The sequence below is a fragment of the Lutibacter sp. genome (assembly GCF_041555395.1).
Classification (GTDB): Bacteria; Bacteroidota; Bacteroidia; order Flavobacteriales; family Flavobacteriaceae; genus Lutibacter.
Genome location: NZ_JBFFKM010000033.1, coordinates 1 through 21,206, shown reverse-complemented (window position 1 = coordinate 21,206; position 21,206 = coordinate 1). Strand labels below are relative to the sequence as shown.

The following is a 21,206-nucleotide window of genomic DNA, read 5'->3' as shown; positions in this document are numbered from 1 at the left end:
AAAATAAAATCCATTTACCACAAAATGGGAGAATGTGTTTAAAATTGAAAATGCTGATAAGAGCATTAAAATGAAATTTGGGGGGCGTATCATGTATGATTATGGTTTTTTCTCATTGAACAATGAAGCAGAATCAAATGGTTACACTTTATTCTCTAAAAATGGAAACGAATTTCGTAGGGCGCGTTTATTTACTTCCGGAACTATTTATAACAACGTAGATTTTAAACTAAAATAGATTTTTCTGGTGGAGAAGTTACTTTAAAAGATGCTTTTATCACAATTAAAGAATTACCCGTAGTAGGTAATTTTAGAGTTGGGCATTTTATTGAACCTTTCAGGTTAGAAGCACTTACTAGTAGCAAATATATTACTTTTATGGAGAGAGGGCTTCCTATTAGCACTATCCCAGAAAGAAACACAGGTTTTATGCTATTTAACGAAGTTACGAATGAAAAAAATGTCTTGGCAAATTGGATTGTTTAGAGGTACAAGTAGTTCAACTTCAGATAACCCGAAGGCAAATGGAGACTATGCCTTAACGTCGCGTATTTCTGGTTTGGCTATTAAAAATGACAATACATTGTTGCATTTAGGAGTTGCCTATAGTTATAGAAAACCTTAAGAAGATAAATCTTTTGGGTATTTTATAAAAGTGCCCAATGTTGCATACGACAATCGCAAACCTCCTTCAACACCTTCTTTGTTTTCTGTTAAAATTTTAAATCCGTTAGCATTCCCTTCAAAATCTATCAAATCTTGCCATTGCTTTGCTGTGAGTTGATTTCTATATTTTTGTCCGTTTCCACTTTGAAAATATTCACCAATGACTTTTTCTACATTATGTCCAAAGGGCGGATTTCCAATATCATGTGCTAAAGCCGCAGTTGCTAAAATAGCAACAAAATCGTTCATTTTATAACCTTGTTCATTTAAATTTGGATGCTTTTTTAATACTTGTTCACCAACAATTCTTCCTAGTGAACGTGCAACTACGCTTACTTCTAAACTATGTGTTAAACGCGTATGAACAAAATCTGTTTTTGAATGAGGAACTACTTGAGTTTTATCTTGTAAACTTCTAAAGGAATCAGAAAGCACGAATACTGTAACTTAACACGGGTATGTTAATTTGGAACTACACAATAACAAACACAATGCGAAATACAATAGATTTAAACAAAAAGACCACCAAATTATTGGTGGCCTTTAATTTTATTAAAGTTGAACTATTAATTATCATTTAAATTTCCGTTTTCTAGCTCGTTTTTTACCCAAGCAATACATTCGTTGAAATTATTAAAAATTCGATCTTCAGAAATTAAATCAGGAATAATATCAATTCGTTCCATCATATATCTTGGCTGATCTAATAGGTTCACAAAAACAACTTCAATATTTTTATTTTTTAAATCAAGAAGCATGTCTTCCATAACATATAAACCAGATTGATCCATATAAGGCATCTTCTCCAAACGAATAACCACAGTTGATGCTGTTTTGGGTATTTGTTTTGCTAATTGCTGAAAATCATTTGTTGTCCCAAAAAATAAAGGCCCCTTTAAATGTTTAATAAAAACTTCTTCTTTTAATTTTTCTGGGAAACCTATTTCATCTTTCCATACCTCTTCTTTTAAAGGTTTTACATCAGAACTTTGTGCCGTCAAATCCCCTATTTTTTTCATAAACATTAAAGATGCGATTATCATACCAATTCCAACGGCATAAACCAAATTCCAAATGCTAGAAAGCACTAAAACTACAAGCATAATAATAACTTCCGAACTCACTTTTAGAGGTCCAATTTTCATGTCTCTTGGTAAACTTGGTATTGCTTTTAATCCTTTATAATCCATAACTCCAATCCCAACTGTAATTAAAATACCAGCTAAAACAGCTGCAGGAATTTTTGAAGCCACAGGACCTAAAGCCAATAAAATAATCAACAACATAATACCAGCTATCATTCCAGAGAGCTTTGTTTTACCACCAGATTTAATATTAACTACCGTTCTGATAGTTGCACCTGCTCCAGGAAGCCCTCCGAAAATAGCCGCAATACTATTACCGATACCTTGTCCAATAAGTTCCTTATTAGGTTGATGTTTGGTTTTGGTCATATTATCTGCAACTACACTAGTTAATAATGAATCTATCGACCCTAAAAGTGCTAATGTTAATGCTGCTAAAATATATGGTGAGATATTATTAAAACTAAACTCTGTAAAAATTCCAAAATTAGGAATAGGTAACCCAGAAGGAATTTCTTCAATAGGCCTATAATCTAAATTAAAAGCAAAAGCAACACCAGATACTACTAATAAGGCTACAAGTGTGCTTGGAATTACGGTGGTAATTCGTTTAAAGCCATAAATAATAAAAATTGTAGCTAATGCCAAAATAAACTCTAACCAAATTATATTTCTTAAAGCTTGTTGTAAAACTTTAAGGGTTCCTAAAACGCCAGAAGCGTCATTTGCAGCAAGTGCCTTTGACTCTTTTAGAATATCTTCTTGTGTTGTATTACCTGCTCTGGCAACCGTTTCAGTAAAATTTTCTAATACTAATATTCCTTCTCCAGCTTCTTCCTTTAAAATGTTTTCTAAAATAATTTCTTCAGCTTGAGGTTTAAATGTTTCAACAAAAGCCATGTCTTCTTTTGGATAATACCCAATAGCAGGAAGAATTTGAGTTACTAAAATAATAACACCAATGGCAGTCATAAAACCAGAAACTACAGGATAAGGTATGTACTTAATATATTTACCAAAACCAAATACGCCTAAACCAACTTGTAATAATCCTCCAAGTAAAAAAACAGTTAGAATAATTGGAAGCGCTTTTGATACATCACCATCATTTACCGCTATAATACCTGCAATAACAACCATACTAACGGCAGTCATTGGTGCTGTTGGGCCTGAAATTTGAGTGTTAGTACCGCCTAACAAAGCAGCAAAGAAGCTTATAAAAATAGCTCCATACAATCCTGCACTTGGTCCTAATCCAGAAGAAACCCCGAATGCTAAAGCTAATGGTAATGCGACGATTCCTGCTGTAATTCCTCCGAAAGCATCACCTTTAATATTTGAAAATAATTTTTTCATTTGATTTAATATTATAGTTGTTTTTTAATTTTTTTGTGATTCACAATTTAAATCTTATTCAAAAAAATCAACGGCTCCTGTATTAATATCATACATAGCTCCAATAATTTTTATTTCACCCTTATTTTGCATTTCTGCGAGAACAGGACTTTCTTTCAATATTCTGTCAATTGTAAGATATACATTTTTAGTCGCTACATTATCAACAAATCCAATGTTTTTAGAGTTACGAAAATTAATATCTTCGGGTTCTTTAATTGCCTCAACTGCTGGTTTTATTTTTGCCAGCATATTAGTTAAATTACCTAATTTGGCATCATCACATGCACCTTTAATGGCTCCACAACTTGTGTGCCCTAAAACAACTATTAATTCGGTTCCTGCAAGCTTGCAAGCAAACTCCATACTTCCTAAAATATCTTCATTTACAAAATTTCCTGCAATACGAATGCTAAAAATATCGCCTAATCCTTGGTCAAAAACCAATTCAGCAGATACCCTTGAATCTATACAGCTTAAAATTGTAGCGAATGGGAATTGACCTTCGCTGGTATCATTAACTTGCTCTAATAGGTTTCTATTTGCTTTTAAATTATTTTGAAATCTAATATTTCCTTCTTTTAAATATTGTAATGACTTCTCTGGAGTCATTGTTGCTTGAGTTTCTTTTGTATGTACTTTCATAATATTTTATTTTTAATACCATATATATATGGTAATTTATCTAACTTTTTTTAATGATTTGTTGAAAATTAATCCTAATAATAGTCACTTTTGCTAAATTAATATCTAAACATAAACCAGCTTTTTTTTGAACATATTATTAATATGTCATTTTTTAAAGATTTAAAAAGATGAGTTGAAAGATGTAGTTAACAAAACCAAACACTTTAACAGAATTAATATCAGGCCTTATTTAGCCAATAAATAGATATTATCCTATGCAGTTGAATTGGGGAGGTGGAGAGATAAGGTTTAAATGTGGTTTGGGATACTTTTTATTGTAATATCCCAAATTGTTTTCAGAAGAATCTAAAGCTAAATATGATTCATTAGCTTTTCCTTTAGAAACAAACACCTCAATATCTACATGTTTTTCATTTCCTTTTTCTTCTTCAGAAGTTGAGGGAACTAAAGAAATGTTTATTGAATCATCTATTACAACAATAATTGAAGGCACAGAAATGATGCCTAAAAATAATACTGTAAAAAAAATAGATACTGTTTTTTTTAACATCTCTGTTGGTTTAATAACGTGCAAATATAAAATTAAACTAATATAAATGTGTTAATTTTTTTTTAAAATCATTTTACGGTTTAATATCAATACAAAAAATCTTAATTTATTTAGGTTATAATTGGCTTAAACCCTTAAATTTATATTAGTATTAAAAAATCATAATAATCAATAGCTATTTTTGACTATAAATTAATCATAAGGAAACATTAAGTTAACATAGATATTGGATATTTGCAATGACAAAAACTAATAATAATTTTATGAAGCTTAAATTATCACTTACAGTATTATTAATGTCCTTTTCGTTATTCACAATGGCTCAAGAAACAAATGCGCCAAAATTTGGAAAAGGTCTCTTTAATTTAGTTGGACAAGATAGTACTTGGACAATGAATGTAGCTGCTCGAATGCAATTTTTAGCAACTGCAAATTTTCAAGAAGGCGAAAGCGGTGAGTCTAACTTTTTGGTAAGACGTGCACGTTTAAAATTTGGTGGTTATGCCTTTTCCCCTAAACTTAAATATAAGTTGGAATTGGGACTTTCAAATCGCGATATTTCCGGAGCTTCTGAATATACAAGCAACGCCCCTCGATATATTTTAGATGCTGTTATTAAATATAATTTCGCAAAAAATTTAGAATTATGGTTTGGACAAACAAAATTACCAGGTAACCGAGAACGTGTAATTTCTTCTGGAAATATGCAGCAAGTAGATCGTTCTTTATTAAACAGTCGTTTTAATATTGATCGTGATTTAGGTATACAATTAAGACATCATTTTAACTTAACGAATAATTTTGTTGTTAAAGAAATTTTTTCAATTGCACAGGGTGAGGGAAGAAATATTACAACTGGAAATATTGGAGGACATCAGTATACTGGTCGTGTAGAGTTTTTGCCAATGGGAAATTTCACAAGCGGTGGCGATTATTCAGGTAGTGATTTAAAAAGAGAAGAAACACCAAAACTCGCTTTGGGTGTGTCTTACGATCATAATAATAACGCAGTTAAAAACAGAAGTAATCAAGGTTCATATATGACAAATGATATTGGATTTTACCAAACTAATATTAATACGTTGTTTATTGATGTCATGTTTAAATATAATGGGTTTTCATTTATGGCTGAATATGCCGATAGAGATGCTGATGATCCTTATGCAAAAAATTCAGATGGATCTCTTACAGGAGCTGAGGTACAAGTTGGTCGAGGATTAAATCTACAAACTGGTTATTTATTTAATAATGACTTGGAAGTTTCCGGTCGATATACAAATATTGAATTAGACAAGACCGTTACTGGTAAAGATGCAGAAAATCAATACACTTTGGGTATTTCTAAATATATAGTTGGGCATAAACTAAAAATTCAATCTGATATTAGTGTTTTAGATATTACAAATAGTAACAAACAAATTATGTATAGATTACAATTTGATATTCACTTTTAAAAACAACTACAAAATTAATAATCGAAAAAATATTCGAAACCTGCACAAGACCATGAATTAAATGGACTGTCATTTTATTCAACCTATGTTATCAATAAAAAAGTTGAAATTTTTGGAAGATACGACCAACTAAGCTCAAACACATTAACAGGTGATTTAGCCTCATGGAATATAGATAAAGACGGTAGTCAAATTATAACAGGAATTCAATATGCGCAAGTTAAGGGCCTTAAATTTTCACTAAATTACCAAGGCTTTAGTTTTGACAATTCAACATTAGATACCAAATCATTAGTGTTTTTAAATGCTGAGTTTAAATTGTAATTCATTTAATATAAAGTAAACAATAGGAAACAAATAATTTTTAGTTAACCAAAATTTAACCATAAAAACCATAAAAAAAATGAAAAAATTAGTAATTATTATGTCCATCGCTCTAGTTTTAGGGTCTTGTGGTGAGAAAAAAGAAAAAGGGACTGAATTAACGGGATCAATTTCTATTGATGGTTCAGGAACTGTTTTTCCGGTTTCAGAAGCTGTTGCAGAAGAATTTTTAAAAGTTGAACCAAAAGTAAAAGTTACTGTTGGTGAATCGGGTACTGGTGGTGGTTTCAAAAAATTTGGAACTGGAGTTACTGATATCAGTAATGCTTCAAGAGAAATTAAAGATACAGAAATTGCGCTGTGTAAAGAAAATGGCATTGAATACATTCAATTGACAGTTGCGCTAGATGGTATAACTATAGTTGTTAACAAGGGAAACACTTGGGCTACAACAATGACAACCGAAGAACTTAAAAAACTTTGGGAACCAAATAGTACTGTAAAAAAATGGAATGATATTAGAGCCGAATGGCCAAATGAAGAAATTCATTTATACGGACCTAATACCTCACATGGTACCTACGATTTCTTTACTGAAGTGATTATGGGAGAATCAGGAGCCAGCAGAACAGATTTCAATGCGGTTTCAGATTATAACGTTGCTGTTCAAGGTATTGAAAAAGATGTGAATGCATTCGGTTATTTCGGATTGTCTTATTATGAAGAAAATAAAGAAAAATTAGGTGTTGTTGGAATTGACAGTGGAAAAGGCGCTGTTTTGCCAAGTATAGAAACTGTAGCCAGTAATGAATACGCTCCATTATCTAGATCATTATTTATTTTTGTGAATAAAAAATCAGCACAACGGCCTGAAGTTCATAAATTTATAAATTTTTATTTAGACAATGCACCTCAATTATCTAAAGAGGTTGGCTATGTTCCAATGCCACAAAGTGGATATGAGGAACAAAAAGCAGCTTTTAGTAAAGTGCTGACTAAATAAATATTCAAATTAAAAAATTATATTTGCTGGTAAGGTTTCTTATCGGAAATTGTATTGTATGAAAATTAAAGAAAAATTAATTGAACTCATTTTAAAGCTCTTTGCTTCTATTACCATATTAACCACAATTGGTATTATCGCAGTACTTTTATTTGAAAGCATTTCCTTTTTTAGAAGTGTGTCCATATTCGATTTTTTAACAGATACACAATGGACGCCTTTATTCAGTGAAAAACATTTTGGTATTTTAGCATTGCTTTCAGGAACTTTTTTAACTGCAGCAATAGCTATTGCGGTGGCACTTCCAATAGGGTTAACCATTGCAATTTATTTAAATATGTACGCGCCTAAAGGTTTTAGAAAAACTTTAAAGCCATTTCTTGAAATTTTAGCGGCAATACCCACTGTAGTATATGGGTTTTTCGCACTGTCTATTGTAACGCCTTTTTTACAAACTATTTACCCCGATTTAGAAACATTCAATTCGTTGTCGGCAGGGATTGTAATGGGTATTATGATAATTCCATTTATATCTTCGTTAAGTGAAGACGCTTTGTATGCAGTTCCGAAGTCCTTAAAATTGGCTGCTTTCGGAATGGGATCAACCCGATTTCAAACGGCATTTAAAGTGATGGTGCCTGCTGCTTCATCTGGAATTATAGTATCCATCATTTTAGCAATTTCAAGAGCTATTGGTGAAACGATGATTGTAGCCATTGCCGCTGGGCAACAAGCCCAATTCACATTGGATCCAACCATACCAATTCAAACCATTACGTCTTATATAGTGCAAGTAAGTTCGGGTGATGCACCTCAAGGCTCCCTTGAATACAAAACTATTTTTGCCGCAGGTCTTACCTTGTTTTTATTTACCTTTACCTTGAACACCATTAGTTTTTGGATTAAGAAAAAGTATCAGGAAAAATATGAATAACATTAGAAAAAATAAAATTAAAGATCAGGCTTTTAAAGCTTTAGGTATCTTATTTACCTTTTTTGGGATTTCAATATTGGTCATTCTAATCTATAACATTGTACGTGTAGGATTTACAAGAATTAACTGGGATTTTTTAACAAGTTTACCGTCAAGAAAACCTGAAGAAGCAGGGATTTATACTGCTATTATTGGCACATTGGATTTGATGCTTTTAACTGTTATTTTTGCAATTCCTATAGGAGTTGGTGCCGGTATTTATTTGGAAGAATATTCAAAAAAATCTAGATTATCATCTTTATTGGAAATTAATATTTCAAATTTGGCGGGAGTTCCTTCTATCATATACGGATTATTGGGATTGGGTATTTTTGTCCGATATTTTAATTTTGGTGGCAGTATTTTATCAGGAAGTTTAACCTTGTCTCTTTTAATTTTACCGATTATTATTGTTGCAACAAGGGAAGCTATCAAAGCAGTGCCTCCATCATTAAAAGAAGCCTCATTTGCATTGGGTGCTTCTAAATGGCAAACGATAAGAAATGTTGTTTTGCCATCTTCATTTGGGGGTATTATAACAGGAATAATCCTTTCTTTGTCAAGGGCAATAGGTGAAACAGCACCTTTAATTGTAGTTGGCGCAATGGCATATGTTCCCTTTGTACCCCAATCGCTTTTTGATACATTTTCAGTACTGCCAATGCAAATTTATAACTGGACAACAAGACCACAGGAAGGGTTTGCAATTGCAGCTTCCGCAGCAATAATAATATTATTACTTATTACATTTATAATGAATGGAATAGCTGTTTATTTTAGAAACAGATGGCAAAAAAAGTTACAATAAAACAATGAATGATGTCATGACAGAAAAAACCGTAGAAACCAAAATAGAGACTTCAACACCTGAAAAATATAAGTTACATGCCAAAAATGTGAATGTGTTTTATGGCGAATTTCAGGCTATAAAAAATATTTCCATGAATATTAAACCAAAAAGTATTACCGCTTTTATAGGCCCTTCCGGCTGCGGGAAATCTACTTTTATAAGATTGTTTAATAGGATGAATGATTATGTGGATGATTTCAAAATGGAAGGTAAAATAAAAATAGATGACACTAACATCTATGGGAAAAAAACACAGGTTGAAGAGCTGAGAAAAGAGGTGGGTATGGTTTTTCAAAAACCAAATCCGTTCCCAAAATCCATTTTCGATAACGTAGCTTACGGATTACAAATTCAAGGTATAAACGACAAAAAAGTATTGGCTCAGCGCGTGGAAAAAGCTTTAATTCAAGCTGATTTATGGAATGAGGTTAAAGATAATTTAAACAAATCTGCTTTAGCTTTATCGGGTGGACAACAACAACGATTATGTATTGCCAGAACCTTGGCGGTTGAACCTTCCATTTTATTAATGGACGAACCAACTTCAGCATTAGATCCTATTTCAACAGCAAAAATTGAAGAATTAATTTATAATTTGAAGGAGCATTATACGATAATAATTGTAACTCATAATATGCAACAGGCATCAAGAATCAGCGATTATACTGCGTTTTTTTATATGGGTGAATTAATCGAATTTGATAAAACCAGAAATATTTTTACAAATCCCGAGAAAAAACAAACAGAAAATTATATTACAGGTAGGTTCGGCTAAAAAATAAAATTATGATAAATATTGAAGAACAAAGAATTGCTTTAAGTGAGATAGGTGAAGAAATGTTAAACTTATGTCATAGTCAGGTTGAACTTGCTTTTGAGGCTTTTACAATTTTTGACACAGACTTAGCAGAAGAAATCATTTTAAAAGAGAACAGGGTAAATGCACTGGATTTAAAAATTGAAAGAGATACAGATAACTTTATTGCTTTATACAATCCTGTCGCAACCGATTTAAGATTTGCATTGGCAATACTTAAAATTAATTACAATTTAGAGCGAATTGGAGACCAAGCATATGACATAGCCAATCATACTCTTGATTTAAATCAAAAATTAGCACCAGAGTTAATAGAAAAATTGGAGTTTAATTTAATGTTTGATACCCTTGGCAGTATGTTTAACGATGTATTATCAGCCTATACTGATGAAAATTTAAAGGCTGCCAGAAAAGTATTTAAGAAGGATAAAATTATTAATAAAATAAACTCAAATACTTTTAATATAGTTGAAGAAGAAGTTGGTAAAAATCCTGAATTAATTCGGCAATATTTAATGGCCCTAGTTGTTATGAAAAAATTTGAAAAAATTGGAGATTTGCTAAAAAACATTTCTGAAAGCATCATATACTATGTTGATGCTAAAGTTTTAAAACATAAAAAGAAAAAGTAGATTATGTTTGACTTATCAGAATTATTGAATAAAATATAGTCTTTAAAAAAATAATTAATTTAAAATGAAAGGGATTTAGTTTAATTAAACCAAATCCCTTTTTTATATAAACTGTATTATTTGATTTTTAAGAAAATAGACATTTAAATAGTATAAAAAAAAATAACTCGTTACTTTTACGCAATTATAAAAAACACCTGATATATGGATAATTTTTACTTATTAATGATTGCTGCCCTTGCGATTTTAGCTATTGCCGATTTAGTTGTTGGAGTCAGTAATGATGCCGTTAACTTTTTAAATTCTGCAATAGGCTCAAAAGCCGTATCATTTAAAACAATCATGATTGTTGCCAGTATTGGTATTGCCTTTGGAGCCGTATTTTCAAGTGGAATGATGGAAGTGGCACGAAAAGGAATTTTTAATCCGGGAATGTTTATGTTCAGTGATATCATGATCATTTTTATGGCGGTAATGATTACAGATATCTTATTACTTGATTTTTTCAATAGTATTGGTATGCCAACATCGACTACAGTTTCAATTGTTTTTGAATTGTTAGGCGCTGCTGTTGCAGTTTCATTAATTAAAATAGGTGCAGATGGCGGCAATTTTGCAGATGTTGCGAACTATATAAATACTGCAAAAGCAACTATGATTATTTTTGGAATCCTGCTATCCGTAATAGTTGCATTTTCTGTTGGCGCTATTGTGCAATATTTCTCCCGTCTATTATTGTCATTTAATTTTGAGAAAAAAGCGGCATGGGCTGGCGCCTTGTTCGGAGGAGTCGCGTTATCGTCAATTATGTACTTTATCCTTATGAAAGGTATTGGGGGAACAAATTACGCGGCACAAAGTTTTGATCTTATTGGAGGAACCATTAAGGATTTCTTAGAAAATTTCGTTTACCAAATTATTGTAATAAATTTAATTTTTTGGTCTGCAGTATCCTATATTTTAATAAATTTCTTTAAAATAAATATTTACAAAATTATTATTATTGCAGGTACTTTTGCATTAGCACTGGCATTTGCAGGTAATGACCTGGTGAATTTTATTGGTGTTCCAATTGCAGGCTGGCAATCATATGAAGCCTGGGTAGCTTCCGGAGTACCAGCAAATGAATTTGCAATGAGTGTTTTAGCTGAAAAAGTCGCCACACCAACCATGTTGTTATTTATTGCTGGAATGATAATGGTATTAACCCTGTGGTTTTCTTCAAAAGCAAAAGCAGTAGTAAAAACTTCAGTTGATTTATCAAGCCAGTCTGATACAAAAGAGCGTTTTGAACCAACCTTTACCTCAAGAGTTTTGGTAAGAGGTTCTATCTTGTTTTCAAGATATTTTTCAGTTTTAATTCCAAATTCAATTCAAAATAAAATTGACAAACAATTTGAAAAACCTGTAATTGCACTGGTTCAAGGAAAAAAACTTGAATTACCTGCCTTTGATTTGGTAAGAGCCGCAGTTAATTTAATGGTTTCGGGAGTTTTAATTTCGATAGCCACATCCTATAAATTGCCATTATCTACCACCTACGTAACATTTATGGTTGCGATGGGCTCATCTTTAGCAGACCGAGCTTGGGGAAGTGAAAGTGCCGTTTATAGAGTTGCAGGAGTTTTAAATGTAATTGGAGGGTGGTTTTTTACTGCAATTATGGCTTTTGTTGCTTCAGGTGTCACTGCTTATTTGATCTTTTTAGGAGGACCCACAATGATTGCAATATTACTTCTAATAGCAGTTGTTTTATTGGTTAGAAACTCATTAAGACATATCAAAAAATCAAAAGAAACAAAAGCTGAAGATAGTTTAAACAGATCTGAAAGTAAATCTGTAAAAGGAGTTATTGAGGAGAGTGCTGATAACATTTCTAAGGTATTAAAAAGAGTTAGTAAAATAAACGAAAACACCATTAACGGTTTAATAAATGAAGATTTACCAACCCTTAAAAAAGCTAAAAATGCAGTTGTTAAGCTAGAAGCTGAAATTGAAGATTTACAAAACAATATTTTCTACTTTATTAAAAATTTGGACGAAACATCTGTTAGTGCGAGCACTTTTTATATTGATGTAATTGGAGACTTACAAGACATTGCACAATCCGTAGGATTTATTTCCAAAGTAAGTCATAAACATATCCATAACAATCATAAAGGTTTAAAAACAAATCAAGCAAAAGAATTAAAAGAAATTGATGAAAAATTAACCCATCTATTTAGTAAAATAAGAACCATTTTTGATAATCGTTCTTTTAATAAAATCACTTCTTTACTTGAAGAAAAACAAGAGTTGTTGTCCATCGTTTCAGCTTATGCGCAAAAGCAGGTAGAACGTACAAGAACAACCGAGTCCAGCCCTAAAAATACAACGCTCTACTTTAGTATTTTGTTAGAGACTGAAGACTTAATAAAAGCTACAATGGATTTGTTGGAATTGTATGCTACCAAGAAGAAATAATTAGAAATTATATCAAATCAAAAACCCCCTTTCAAAACAATTTGATAGGGGGTTTTCTAGTCTTCTGAGGTAATAAGTTTGGTTACGAACCACACATTTCACAATCATCGGGGTTCTCTTTTGATTGCATAATCAATTGTTTTAATTCTTCTGGTGTAAGTGGTGTTTCCTCTTCTTTTTTTATTTTTGAAACAGTAAATTGAGTTGCATTTACGGCACTTTTGGTACGCAAATAATACATGCCGGTTTTTAATCCCGATTTCCAGGCATAAAAATGCATAGAAGTTAGTTTGGCATAATTGGCATCTTGCATAAATAGGTTTAGCGACTGCGATTGGTCTATAAAATAACCACGATGACGAGACATGTCTATAATATCCTTCATGCTCATTTCCCAAACAGTTTTGTACAAATCTTTCAGTTCTTGGGGAATGATGTCAATATGCTGAACAGATCCATTGGCACGCATAATATTTTCTTTCATTTCATTATCCCACAAACCGCGATCAACCAAATCTTCCAATAAATGTTTGTTCACCACAATAAATTCGCCGCTCAATACCCTTCGGGTATATATATTTGAGGTATAAGGTTCAAAAGCTTCGTTATTTCCTAAAATTTGTGAAGTTGAAGCTGTTGGCATCGGCGCTACCAATAACGAGTTTCTAACGCCGTTTTTAAGTACTTTTTTACGCAACGCTTTCCAATCCCATCTTCCGCTTAATTCTTCTTCTGAAATCCCCCACATATTAAACTGAAACTCTCCAAGTGACATTGGAGAACCTTTAAATGAAGAATAAGGTTCTTTTGCTTTTGCAATTTCCATTGAGGAAGTAACTGCCGCAAAATAAATAGTTTCAAAAATCTCTTCATTTAATTTTTTAGCTTCATCACTTGTAAAAGGCAAACGCAACAGAATAAAAGCATCTGCCAAACCCTGAACACCAATTCCGATTGGTCTGTGGCGAAAATTTGAATTTTCAGCCTCCTTTACAGGATAATAATTACGGTCAATCACCGTATCCAGATTCCGCGTAATTTTTTTGGTGATTTTATGAAGTTTTTGATGGTTGAAAAATTTAGTTCCATGTTCATCTTCTTCAACAAACATAGGAAGCGCAATAGACGCCAAATTACAAACTGCCACCTCATCTTTTGAGGTGTACTCCATAATTTCAGTACACAAATTAGAAGAACGGATGGTTCCTAAATTCTTTTGGTTGGATTTCCTGTTAGCGGCATCTTTGTATAACATATACGGATTTCCTGTTTCAATTTGGGCTTCCAGTATTTTTTCCCAAAGCAAACGTGCTTTGATGGTTTTGCGCCCTTTCCCCACTTTTTCGTAACCCGTGTACAATTTGTCAAATTCATCACCATAAGTGTCAAATAAATGAGGACATTCATTGGGACACATCAACGTCCAGTCTCCATTTTCTTCTACCCGTTTCATAAATAAATCTGGAATCCACATGGCATAAAATAAATCTCGGGCACGTTTTTCTTCTGCTCCGGTATTTTTACGCAAATCCAAAAACTCAAAAACATCAGCATGCCAAGGTTCCATATAAATGGCAAAAGAGCCTTTCCTTTTTCCACCTCCCTGATCCACATAACGGGCTGTATCATTAAACACTTTCAACATAGGAACAATACCATTGGAAGTTCCATTGGTCCCCCTGATATAAGAGCCCGTGGCACGTACATTATGAATTGAAAGACCAATACCTCCTGCAGATTGTGATATTTGTGCCGTTTGTTTCAGTGTATCATAAATTCCATCAATACTGTCGTCTTGAATTTGCAACAGGAAACATGAAGACATTTGTGGTTTTGGCGTTCCCGCGTTAAATAGCGTTGGTGTTGCATGCGTAAAGAATTTTTTCGACATCAACTCATACGTTTCTATGGCCTCGTCAATATCTTCCTGATGAATACCTATGGAAACACGCATTAGCATATGTTGTGGACGCTCAATTATTTCACCATTTATTTTCAATAGATAAGAGCGTTCCAATGTTTTGAATCCAAAATAATCATAGCCAAAATCCCTGTTGTATATAATTGTGGAGTCCAGTTTTTCGGCATTATCCATAATGACTTTAAAAGTTTCATCAGACAATAACGGTGCTTTCTTTCCTGTACGCGGATTTACATAATTGTACAAATCAGCCATGACTTCAGAAAATACCTTTTTAGTGTTTTTATGTAAGTTTGAAACGGCAATACGCGCTGCCAGTTTTGCATAATCGGGATGTTGCACCGTCATGGTTGCCGCTGTTTCAGCAGCTAAATTATCAAGTTCTGAAGTTGTAACCCCATCATATAATCCTTCAATTACGCGCATAGCAACTTTAACAGGATCAACATGACTGTTAAGCCCATAACACATTTTTCGAACTCTGGCCGTAATTTTATCGAACATCACGGGCTCTTTTCTGCCGTCTCTTTTTAGTACATACATAGGTTACATTTCAGTTAATAGTTAGTAATTTTTCAAAAAAACGAACGTAGTTACGCCATTGATTTTTGGTTTATTGGGATTAAAAGTCAGCATCAAAACTTATACTTCCAGTTCCTGTGCCGCTTTTTACACCGGCTTTTTGATATTCCGAAACCCGTTTTTCGAAGAAATTTGTTTTACCTTCCAAGGAAATCATTTCCATAAAATCAAACGGATTTGAGGAATTATAAACTTTGTCGCAATTAAACTCAGTCAACAAACGGTCGGTGACAAATTCTAAATATTGCGACATTAATTTTGCGTTCATTCCAATTAAACTGGCTGGCAATGACTCTGTAATAAATTTACGCTCAATATTCAGGGCATTGGTTAAAATTTCTGTAATTCGTTCTTTAGGAACTTTATTAACAATATGATTGTTGTGCAGGTGAATGGCAAAATCGCAATGCAGGCCTTCATCTCGTGAAATCAATTCGTTTGAAAAGGTTAATCCTGGCATTAAACCTCTCTTTTTCAACCAAAATATAGAACAAAAACTTCCCGAAAAAAAGATGCCTTCAACGGCTGCAAATGCAATTAATCGCTCAGCAAAACTAGGACTTTCAATCCATTTTAGCGCCCAGTCGGCTTTTTCTTTAATGGCAGGAAAAACCTCAATGGCGTTAAACAACTGATCTTTTTCAGCATCATTTTTAACATAGGTGTCAATTAGCAACGAATACACTTCAGAATGGATGTTTTCCATCATTATTTGAAAACCATAAAAAAATTTTGCTTCGGAATATTGCACTTCACTTACAAAATTTTCTGCCAAATTTTCATTTACAATCCCATCAGAAGCTGCAAAAAAAGCCAGAACATGTTTGATAAAATAACGCTCGTCATCATTTAATTTAGTTTCCCAATCAATTACATCTTGATGTAAATCAATTTCCTCCGCAGTCCAAATGCTTGCTTCCTGTTTTTTATACCACTCCCAGATATCTTGGTGTTGAATTGGAAAAATCACAAAGCGATTTTTATTAGGCTGAAGAATGGGTTCAATAAATGACATGAATCGTGATTATTTAGTTAGTAGTTAGTAGCTGTTTTTTAGTAAAAAACGAGTAAAACAAATATTGAAAAAAAAAGGATGCAAAAAAGGCTTACTTATTCACATTTGTTAGTGAGTTTTTAACATTCTTGTATGATCTCATAAAAAAATCAATATTATTAATTACTGATTTTTAATGATTAATAAATTTTTAGATTGCTCGCCAGTTGATTTTAGGGAGGTTGCACAAAAACGCCAAATTAAAAAAGAGTGCCTCAAATTATACTCTTCTAACTTACGTATCTTAAAGGCTTAAAAAGTTTTATTGTTGTTTGTGATTTTTGGCAATTTTTTCAAGTTCCAAATACCAATCCTCTCCAAATTTTCTGATTAATGCCTCTCTCACAAATTTGTAAACAGGCACTTGCAATTCTTTGCCTAAAGAACAAGCGTCATCACAAATTGGCCATTTATGGTAATTTACTGCCGAAAATTCTATGTAATCTGTAATTCTAATTGGATATAGATGACAAGAAATTGGTTTTTTCCAATCAATTATGCCTTGATTAAAAGCTTCCTCGATGCCGCATTTAACGGTGTTATTTTCATCATATATAGAGTAAGCGCAATCTTTCCCGTCTATTAAAGTGGTTTCATATTCACCTTCATCCGTAATAAAAAGCCCTTGGTCTTCAATGGCTTGAATTCCTTCTTCTCGTAAAAACGGCTTCACTTTAGGATAGATATCCATAAGGATCAGCAATTCATCTTCATCCAAGGGAGCGCCGGCTTCTCCATCAACACAACATTTTCCTTTACAGGCCGATAGGTTACAGACAAAATCCTTCTCTATAATCTCTTCTGAAACGATTGTTTTTCCTAATTGAAACATCCGGCAAAAATAACTATTTTTTTACATTACTTTTACTATAATTCAATTTTTGATTATATACTTTCACCAATCGTTTTAAAATGGAACATGATGGAAATAAATTTTAAGGAAATAGTTACTGCAACCATGATATTGTTTGCCGTAATTGACATTATAGGAAGTATTCCGATAATTATTGATTTACGGGTAAAATTTGGCCACATCCATTCGGAAAAAGCATCTATAGTCGCATGTTTTATCATGGTTGCTTTCCTGTTTTTGGGAACAAGCATTTTAAGTCTAATCGGAATTGATGTTAATTCTTTTGCAGTTGCAGGTTCGTTCATCCTGTTTTTTTTGGCGCTGGAAATGATTTTGGGAATTTCGCTTTACAAGGAGGAAGAAACAAATGCTAAAACAGCTTCTGTATTTCCGTTGGCATTTCCGTTATTGGCCGGACCGGGAAGTTTAACCACACTGCTTTCATTAAGGGCTGAGTTCTCAACCATAAATATTGTAATTGCCATTATTATCAATACAATTTTCTTATACATAGTGCTTAAAACTTCGGTGCAAATTGAAAAAATTATAGGGAAAAACGGGATAAATATTATTAGAAAAGTATTTGGAGTTGTTCTTTTGGCGATAGCTGTAAAACTGTTCACTTCAAATATACAGGGATTATTTCACAATTAAATTCTTAAATATGGACGCTTTTGATGTGTTGATAGTAGGAGGAAGCGCAGCTGGATTGTCTTGCTCCCTAATTTTAGGCTCGGCAGTTGACAAACCTTTTGCAAAAAATAAAAAAATTGGGGTTGTTGCTCACCAAAAAAGTTCGGCGTTAAACGAAGCTATGCTCAACAATGTGTTGGGATTTAAAAAAGGAACGAGAGGCCATCAGGTGTTGACAGATGGCTTAAACCAACTTTCCGAACAATATCCTCACGTGATTCAGATTGGAAATGAAAAAGTGACTAAAATTGAAGGAGAATTTCCTAGTTTTAAGGTATTCACCAATAAAAACTCCTACAATACAAAAACAATTGTTGTGGCTGTTGGTCCTTCAAATCTTTTCAATATTGAAGGTCTCATGCAATATGTAATTCCTCACCAAAGTTTGCCTCCACAAAAAGAACGTATTATGTTAAAAAACAAAAACCATTTGGTTGCAGAAGGCATATATGTTGCCGGTGTTTTATCGGGGTGGAGAAGTCAGTTCGCGATTGCCACAGGCAGTGGCGCCCAAGTTGCAACCGATATTTTAACGATATGGAATGATGGAAATCACAGCATGATTCATGACTCCATTCCTAATGTTTTATAAATATATTATTGATATAAACTGCTTATTTTTAATATTTTTCACCACAAATCTCTTGTGTTAAAAGCATAAGTGTTGTGGATATTATTCCTTAAAATATTTATGAGTTTGAAGGTATCTGTTTTTCGTTACTCCACCGTAACGGATTTCGCTAAATTTCTCGGTTGATCCACATTACAGCCTCTCATTACAGCGATGTAATAGGATAACAATTGTAATGGAATTGTTGATAAAAGCGGTGTAAAAGCTTCTTCAGTTTCCGGAATTTCAATCACATGGTCTGCCATTTCCTTTACTATGATATCGCCCTTGGTAACAATTGCAATAATTTTACCTTTGCGTGCTTTTATTTCTTGAATGTTACTCACCACTTTGTCATAATGACCCTTTTTAGTTGCAATAACAATAACCGGCATATGTTCATCAATTAAAGCAATAGGCCCGTGTTTCATTTCTGCAGCAGGATAACCCTCTGCATGTATGTAAGAAATTTCCTTTAATTTTAAAGCACCTTCCAGCGCTACAGGAAAATTATATCCTCGTCCTAAATACAAACAATTTGGAGCATCTTTATATATTGCAGCAATTTTTTCAATCTCGGTATCCATTTTTAGAACTTCTTCCACTTTAGCCGGAATTAAACTCATTTCATGTATATAATTGTTGTACATAGAGTTTGAAAGTTCCCCCTTTAAATTACCAAGTTTTAATGCCATTAAAGCAAGCACCGTAATTTGGGTGGTGAATGCTTTGGTTGAAGCCACACCAATTTCCGGCCCGGCATGCGTATAAGCACCTGTATCCGTTTCTCTCGCTATGGAAGAACCTACTACATTACAAACCCCAAACACAAAAGCGCCTTTAGATTTTGCCAATTTTATAGCTGCCAATGTATCGGCAGTTTCACCCGATTGTGAAATTGCAATTACTATATCATTTTTATTTATGATTGGATTTCGATATCTAAACTCTGAAGCATATTCAACTTCAACAGGAATACGCGCCAAATCTTCGAACAGATATTCGGCAACCAATCCTGCATGCCATGAAGTTCCGCAGGCAACTATTACAATACGGTTTGCATTTAAAAATCTTGAAATATTATTGTCAACACTTCCCATTTTTATCATGCCTTTGGATGCTAAAAGTCGTCCTCTATAGGCATCTAAAATAGCGTTAGGCTGCTCGTGAATTTCTTTGAGCATAAAATGGTCATAACCGCCTTTTTCAATTTGCTCTAAATTAAGTTTTAATTGCTGAATATAAGGTTCAACTGCAGCATTGTCCTGAATTTTTCGAATTCTGATATCTCTTCCTAATTTAAGAATTGCCAATTCTTCATCTTCTAAATAGATGGCATTTCTAGTATACTCAATAAATGGAGATGCATCTGAAGCAACAAAAAACTCAGTATTATTTTCTCCAATACCAATGGCTATAGGACTTCCTAATTTAGCAACAATGATTTCATCGGGTTTTGCAATATCAAAAACGGCTATTGCATAAGCTCCAACAACATTGGCCAGCGCCATTTGAACAGCCCTCCCCAATTTGCAGTTATTTTTGATTTTAACCTCTTCTATTAAATTTATTAAAACTTCAGTATCGGTATCACTTTTAAATGTATATCCTCTAACTATGAGTTCCTTTTTTATGGTATCATAGTTTTCAATAATTCCATTATGAACGATAACCAAATTTCCTGAATTGGAAAGATGAGGATGTGAATTTTCATCACTTGGTATGCCGTGTGTAGCCCAACGGGTATGACCTAAAGCTAAATTGCCTTCAACATTTTTTTGTCTGGTTATTTTTTTTAAATCAGATACTTTTCCTTTTGTTTTATAAAGGCTCATTTCATTGCCATCAAGCAATACAACTCCCGCACTGTCATAACCTCTATATTCTAAACGTTGTAAACCATTGATAACTATTGGATAAGCTTTTCTAAAGCCTAAATAACCGGCAATTCCACACATACCAACTTTCTTTTTTAATTATTTATTTTTGAATAAGATATTTCTAGTTTTACCCTTTTATCTTTATCGCCGAAACTTGTATCATGCCCAAATAACACAACTCCTTTTGGCGTCCAGCTATATTCTCTGATTTTTAAATCTGTAATAGCGGTGGGAGTGTCTGAAGGATTGTAAACTTTTAACCCTATTTTTACTAAGTCCAGAGGCTCATCTGTTTTTAACAATCTCGATATATAATCTGTAATTTTAAAAACATATCTGTAAGGTTTTCCGTTATCGTCTCTTTCCAAGAAGCCGCCAACGGCACTAATTCCTTCTGTCATAACATCAGTTATCTGCAAATTCTCGTCATAGTTGTAGATGAACAATTGTTCAGGAACAATTGAACTGGCAGCTCCTTGATCAACATAAAAAATTAAATTCGCGTCATTAATCAACCAATTATTTTGCTGTAATTCTTCCAAGTTTTCATTGTTAAACAACTCAATGGTTGCTATTGAACCTGCTGCTCCCTGCACGTATAGCCTGTTTTCACCACTTTGATGTGAAACCGTATAATCTCTTTTTAAAACATTGGATTTTATGGGACCAAACGGGAAAGCATATTCATGCTTAACTCTAACAACTCCTTCTCCTTTTATGTCATTCCCATTTAAATCCAAACCTGCATCAGTT

The 21,206-nt window shown here is 33.0% G+C and carries 20 protein-coding genes and 1 pseudogene; 12 read left to right on the top strand and 9 right to left on the bottom strand.

Annotated features, from left to right (window positions below):
* The first annotated feature begins 34 nt into the window (after positions 1-34).
* From ABY285_RS08415 to ABY285_RS08405, 3 genes are read left to right on the top strand one after another with little or no spacing between them, the layout of a single operon-like run.
* Entirely contained in the window at positions 35-238 is a 204-nt protein-coding gene (locus ABY285_RS08415; protein WP_372768990.1) for a hypothetical protein, read from the top strand.
* Positions 235-486: a porin gene (locus tag ABY285_RS08410; RefSeq protein ID WP_372768999.1), complete on the top strand. Its 252-nt coding sequence runs from the start codon at positions 235-237 to the stop codon at positions 484-486. Before ABY285_RS08415 ends, ABY285_RS08410 begins: the two co-directional genes overlap by 4 nt.
* Positions 452-625 carry a hypothetical protein gene (locus ABY285_RS08405; RefSeq protein WP_372768988.1) on the top strand — a complete coding sequence of 58 codons (174 nt, stop codon included), beginning with the start codon at positions 452-454 and terminating at the stop codon, positions 623-625. The genes ABY285_RS08410 and ABY285_RS08405 overlap by 35 nt, the downstream gene beginning before the upstream one ends.
* An 8-nt stretch (positions 626-633) precedes the next feature.
* Here ABY285_RS08405 and dgt read toward each other — a convergent pair.
* The 4 genes and pseudogenes from dgt to ABY285_RS08385 form a co-directional block, all read right to left on the bottom strand.
* A pseudogene (gene dgt, locus ABY285_RS08400) lies at positions 634-1,101 on the bottom strand (dGTP triphosphohydrolase); the annotation flags it as partial.
* Positions 1,102-1,232: 131 nt separating this feature from the next.
* Positions 1,233-3,107: a SulP family inorganic anion transporter gene (locus tag ABY285_RS08395; RefSeq protein WP_372768986.1), complete on the bottom strand. Its 1,875-nt coding sequence runs from the start codon at positions 3,105-3,107 to the stop codon at positions 1,233-1,235.
* A gap of 54 nt (positions 3,108-3,161) precedes the next feature.
* Positions 3,162-3,791 carry a carbonic anhydrase family protein gene (locus ABY285_RS08390; RefSeq protein WP_372768984.1) on the bottom strand — a complete coding sequence of 210 codons (630 nt, stop codon included), beginning with the start codon at positions 3,789-3,791 and terminating at the stop codon, positions 3,162-3,164.
* A 250-nt stretch (positions 3,792-4,041) separates the two neighbouring features.
* Positions 4,042-4,344 carry a hypothetical protein gene (locus tag ABY285_RS08385; RefSeq protein ID WP_372768982.1) on the bottom strand — a complete coding sequence of 101 codons (303 nt, stop codon included), beginning with the start codon at positions 4,342-4,344 and terminating at the stop codon, positions 4,042-4,044.
* Positions 4,345-4,607: 263 nt separating this feature from the next.
* Here ABY285_RS08385 and ABY285_RS08380 point away from each other — a divergent pair, with 263 nt between their 5' ends.
* The 7 genes from ABY285_RS08380 (at position 4,608) to ABY285_RS08350 (ending at position 12,860) form a co-directional block, all read left to right on the top strand.
* Positions 4,608-5,798: a porin gene (locus ABY285_RS08380; RefSeq protein WP_372768980.1), complete on the top strand. Its 1,191-nt coding sequence runs from the start codon at positions 4,608-4,610 to the stop codon at positions 5,796-5,798.
* A 403-nt stretch (positions 5,799-6,201) separates the two neighbouring features.
* Positions 6,202-7,125 (top strand): PstS family phosphate ABC transporter substrate-binding protein, encoded by a 924-nt coding sequence (locus tag ABY285_RS08375; protein WP_372768978.1) that lies wholly within the window; start codon positions 6,202-6,204, stop codon positions 7,123-7,125.
* A 58-nt stretch (positions 7,126-7,183) separates the two neighbouring features.
* The gene (pstC, locus tag ABY285_RS08370; protein ID WP_372768976.1) at positions 7,184-8,059 is read left to right on the top strand and encodes a phosphate ABC transporter permease subunit PstC; all 876 of its coding nucleotides are present in this window, start codon (positions 7,184-7,186) and stop codon (positions 8,057-8,059) included.
* Entirely contained in the window at positions 8,052-8,906 is an 855-nt protein-coding gene (pstA, locus tag ABY285_RS08365; RefSeq protein ID WP_372768974.1) for a phosphate ABC transporter permease PstA, read from the top strand. The genes pstC and pstA overlap by 8 nt, the downstream gene beginning before the upstream one ends.
* 16 nt (positions 8,907-8,922) lie before the next feature.
* Positions 8,923-9,723, top strand: a complete 801-nt coding sequence (gene pstB / locus ABY285_RS08360; protein ID WP_372768972.1) for a phosphate ABC transporter ATP-binding protein PstB — start codon at positions 8,923-8,925, stop codon at positions 9,721-9,723.
* Positions 9,724-9,734: 11 nt separating this feature from the next.
* Positions 9,735-10,397, top strand: coding sequence for a phosphate signaling complex protein PhoU (phoU, locus tag ABY285_RS08355; RefSeq protein WP_372768970.1), 663 nt, complete (start codon positions 9,735-9,737; stop codon positions 10,395-10,397).
* Positions 10,398-10,601: 204 nt separating this feature from the next.
* Entirely contained in the window at positions 10,602-12,860 is a 2,259-nt protein-coding gene (locus ABY285_RS08350; protein WP_372768968.1) for an inorganic phosphate transporter, read from the top strand.
* Between the two features lie 82 nt (positions 12,861-12,942).
* Here the strand turns inward: ABY285_RS08350 and ABY285_RS08345 are convergent, their stop codons facing one another.
* The 3 genes from ABY285_RS08345 to ABY285_RS08335 form a co-directional block, all read right to left on the bottom strand.
* Positions 12,943-15,324, bottom strand: a complete 2,382-nt coding sequence (locus ABY285_RS08345) for a ribonucleoside-diphosphate reductase subunit alpha (protein ID WP_372768966.1) — start codon at positions 15,322-15,324, stop codon at positions 12,943-12,945.
* A 79-nt stretch (positions 15,325-15,403) separates the two neighbouring features.
* Entirely contained in the window at positions 15,404-16,378 is a 975-nt protein-coding gene (locus tag ABY285_RS08340) for a ribonucleotide-diphosphate reductase subunit beta (protein WP_372768964.1), read from the bottom strand.
* 301 nt (positions 16,379-16,679) lie between these two features.
* Complete coding sequence (locus tag ABY285_RS08335; RefSeq protein WP_372768962.1) at positions 16,680-17,249, bottom strand: DUF3109 family protein; 570 nt, start codon at positions 17,247-17,249, stop codon at positions 16,680-16,682.
* 90 nt (positions 17,250-17,339) lie between these two features.
* Here ABY285_RS08335 and ABY285_RS08330 point away from each other — a divergent pair, with 90 nt between their 5' ends.
* Both ABY285_RS08330 and ABY285_RS08325 read left to right on the top strand, forming a co-directional pair.
* Positions 17,340-17,924, top strand: a complete 585-nt coding sequence (locus ABY285_RS08330) for a MarC family protein (RefSeq protein WP_372768960.1) — start codon at positions 17,340-17,342, stop codon at positions 17,922-17,924.
* Positions 17,925-17,934: 10 nt separating this feature from the next.
* Positions 17,935-18,555, top strand: coding sequence for an FAD-dependent oxidoreductase (locus tag ABY285_RS08325; protein WP_372768958.1), 621 nt, complete (start codon positions 17,935-17,937; stop codon positions 18,553-18,555).
* Positions 18,556-18,680: 125 nt separating this feature from the next.
* On the opposite strand, the gene glmS is transcribed toward ABY285_RS08325, so the two are convergent.
* Together glmS and ABY285_RS08315 are read right to left on the bottom strand one after the other, a co-directional pair.
* Entirely contained in the window at positions 18,681-20,531 is a 1,851-nt protein-coding gene (gene glmS, locus ABY285_RS08320; protein WP_372768956.1) for a glutamine--fructose-6-phosphate transaminase (isomerizing), read from the bottom strand.
* Positions 20,532-20,545: 14 nt separating this feature from the next.
* On the bottom strand, positions 20,546-21,206 hold a 661-nt coding region (locus ABY285_RS08315; RefSeq protein WP_372768954.1), incomplete at its 5' end, for a DUF4270 family protein.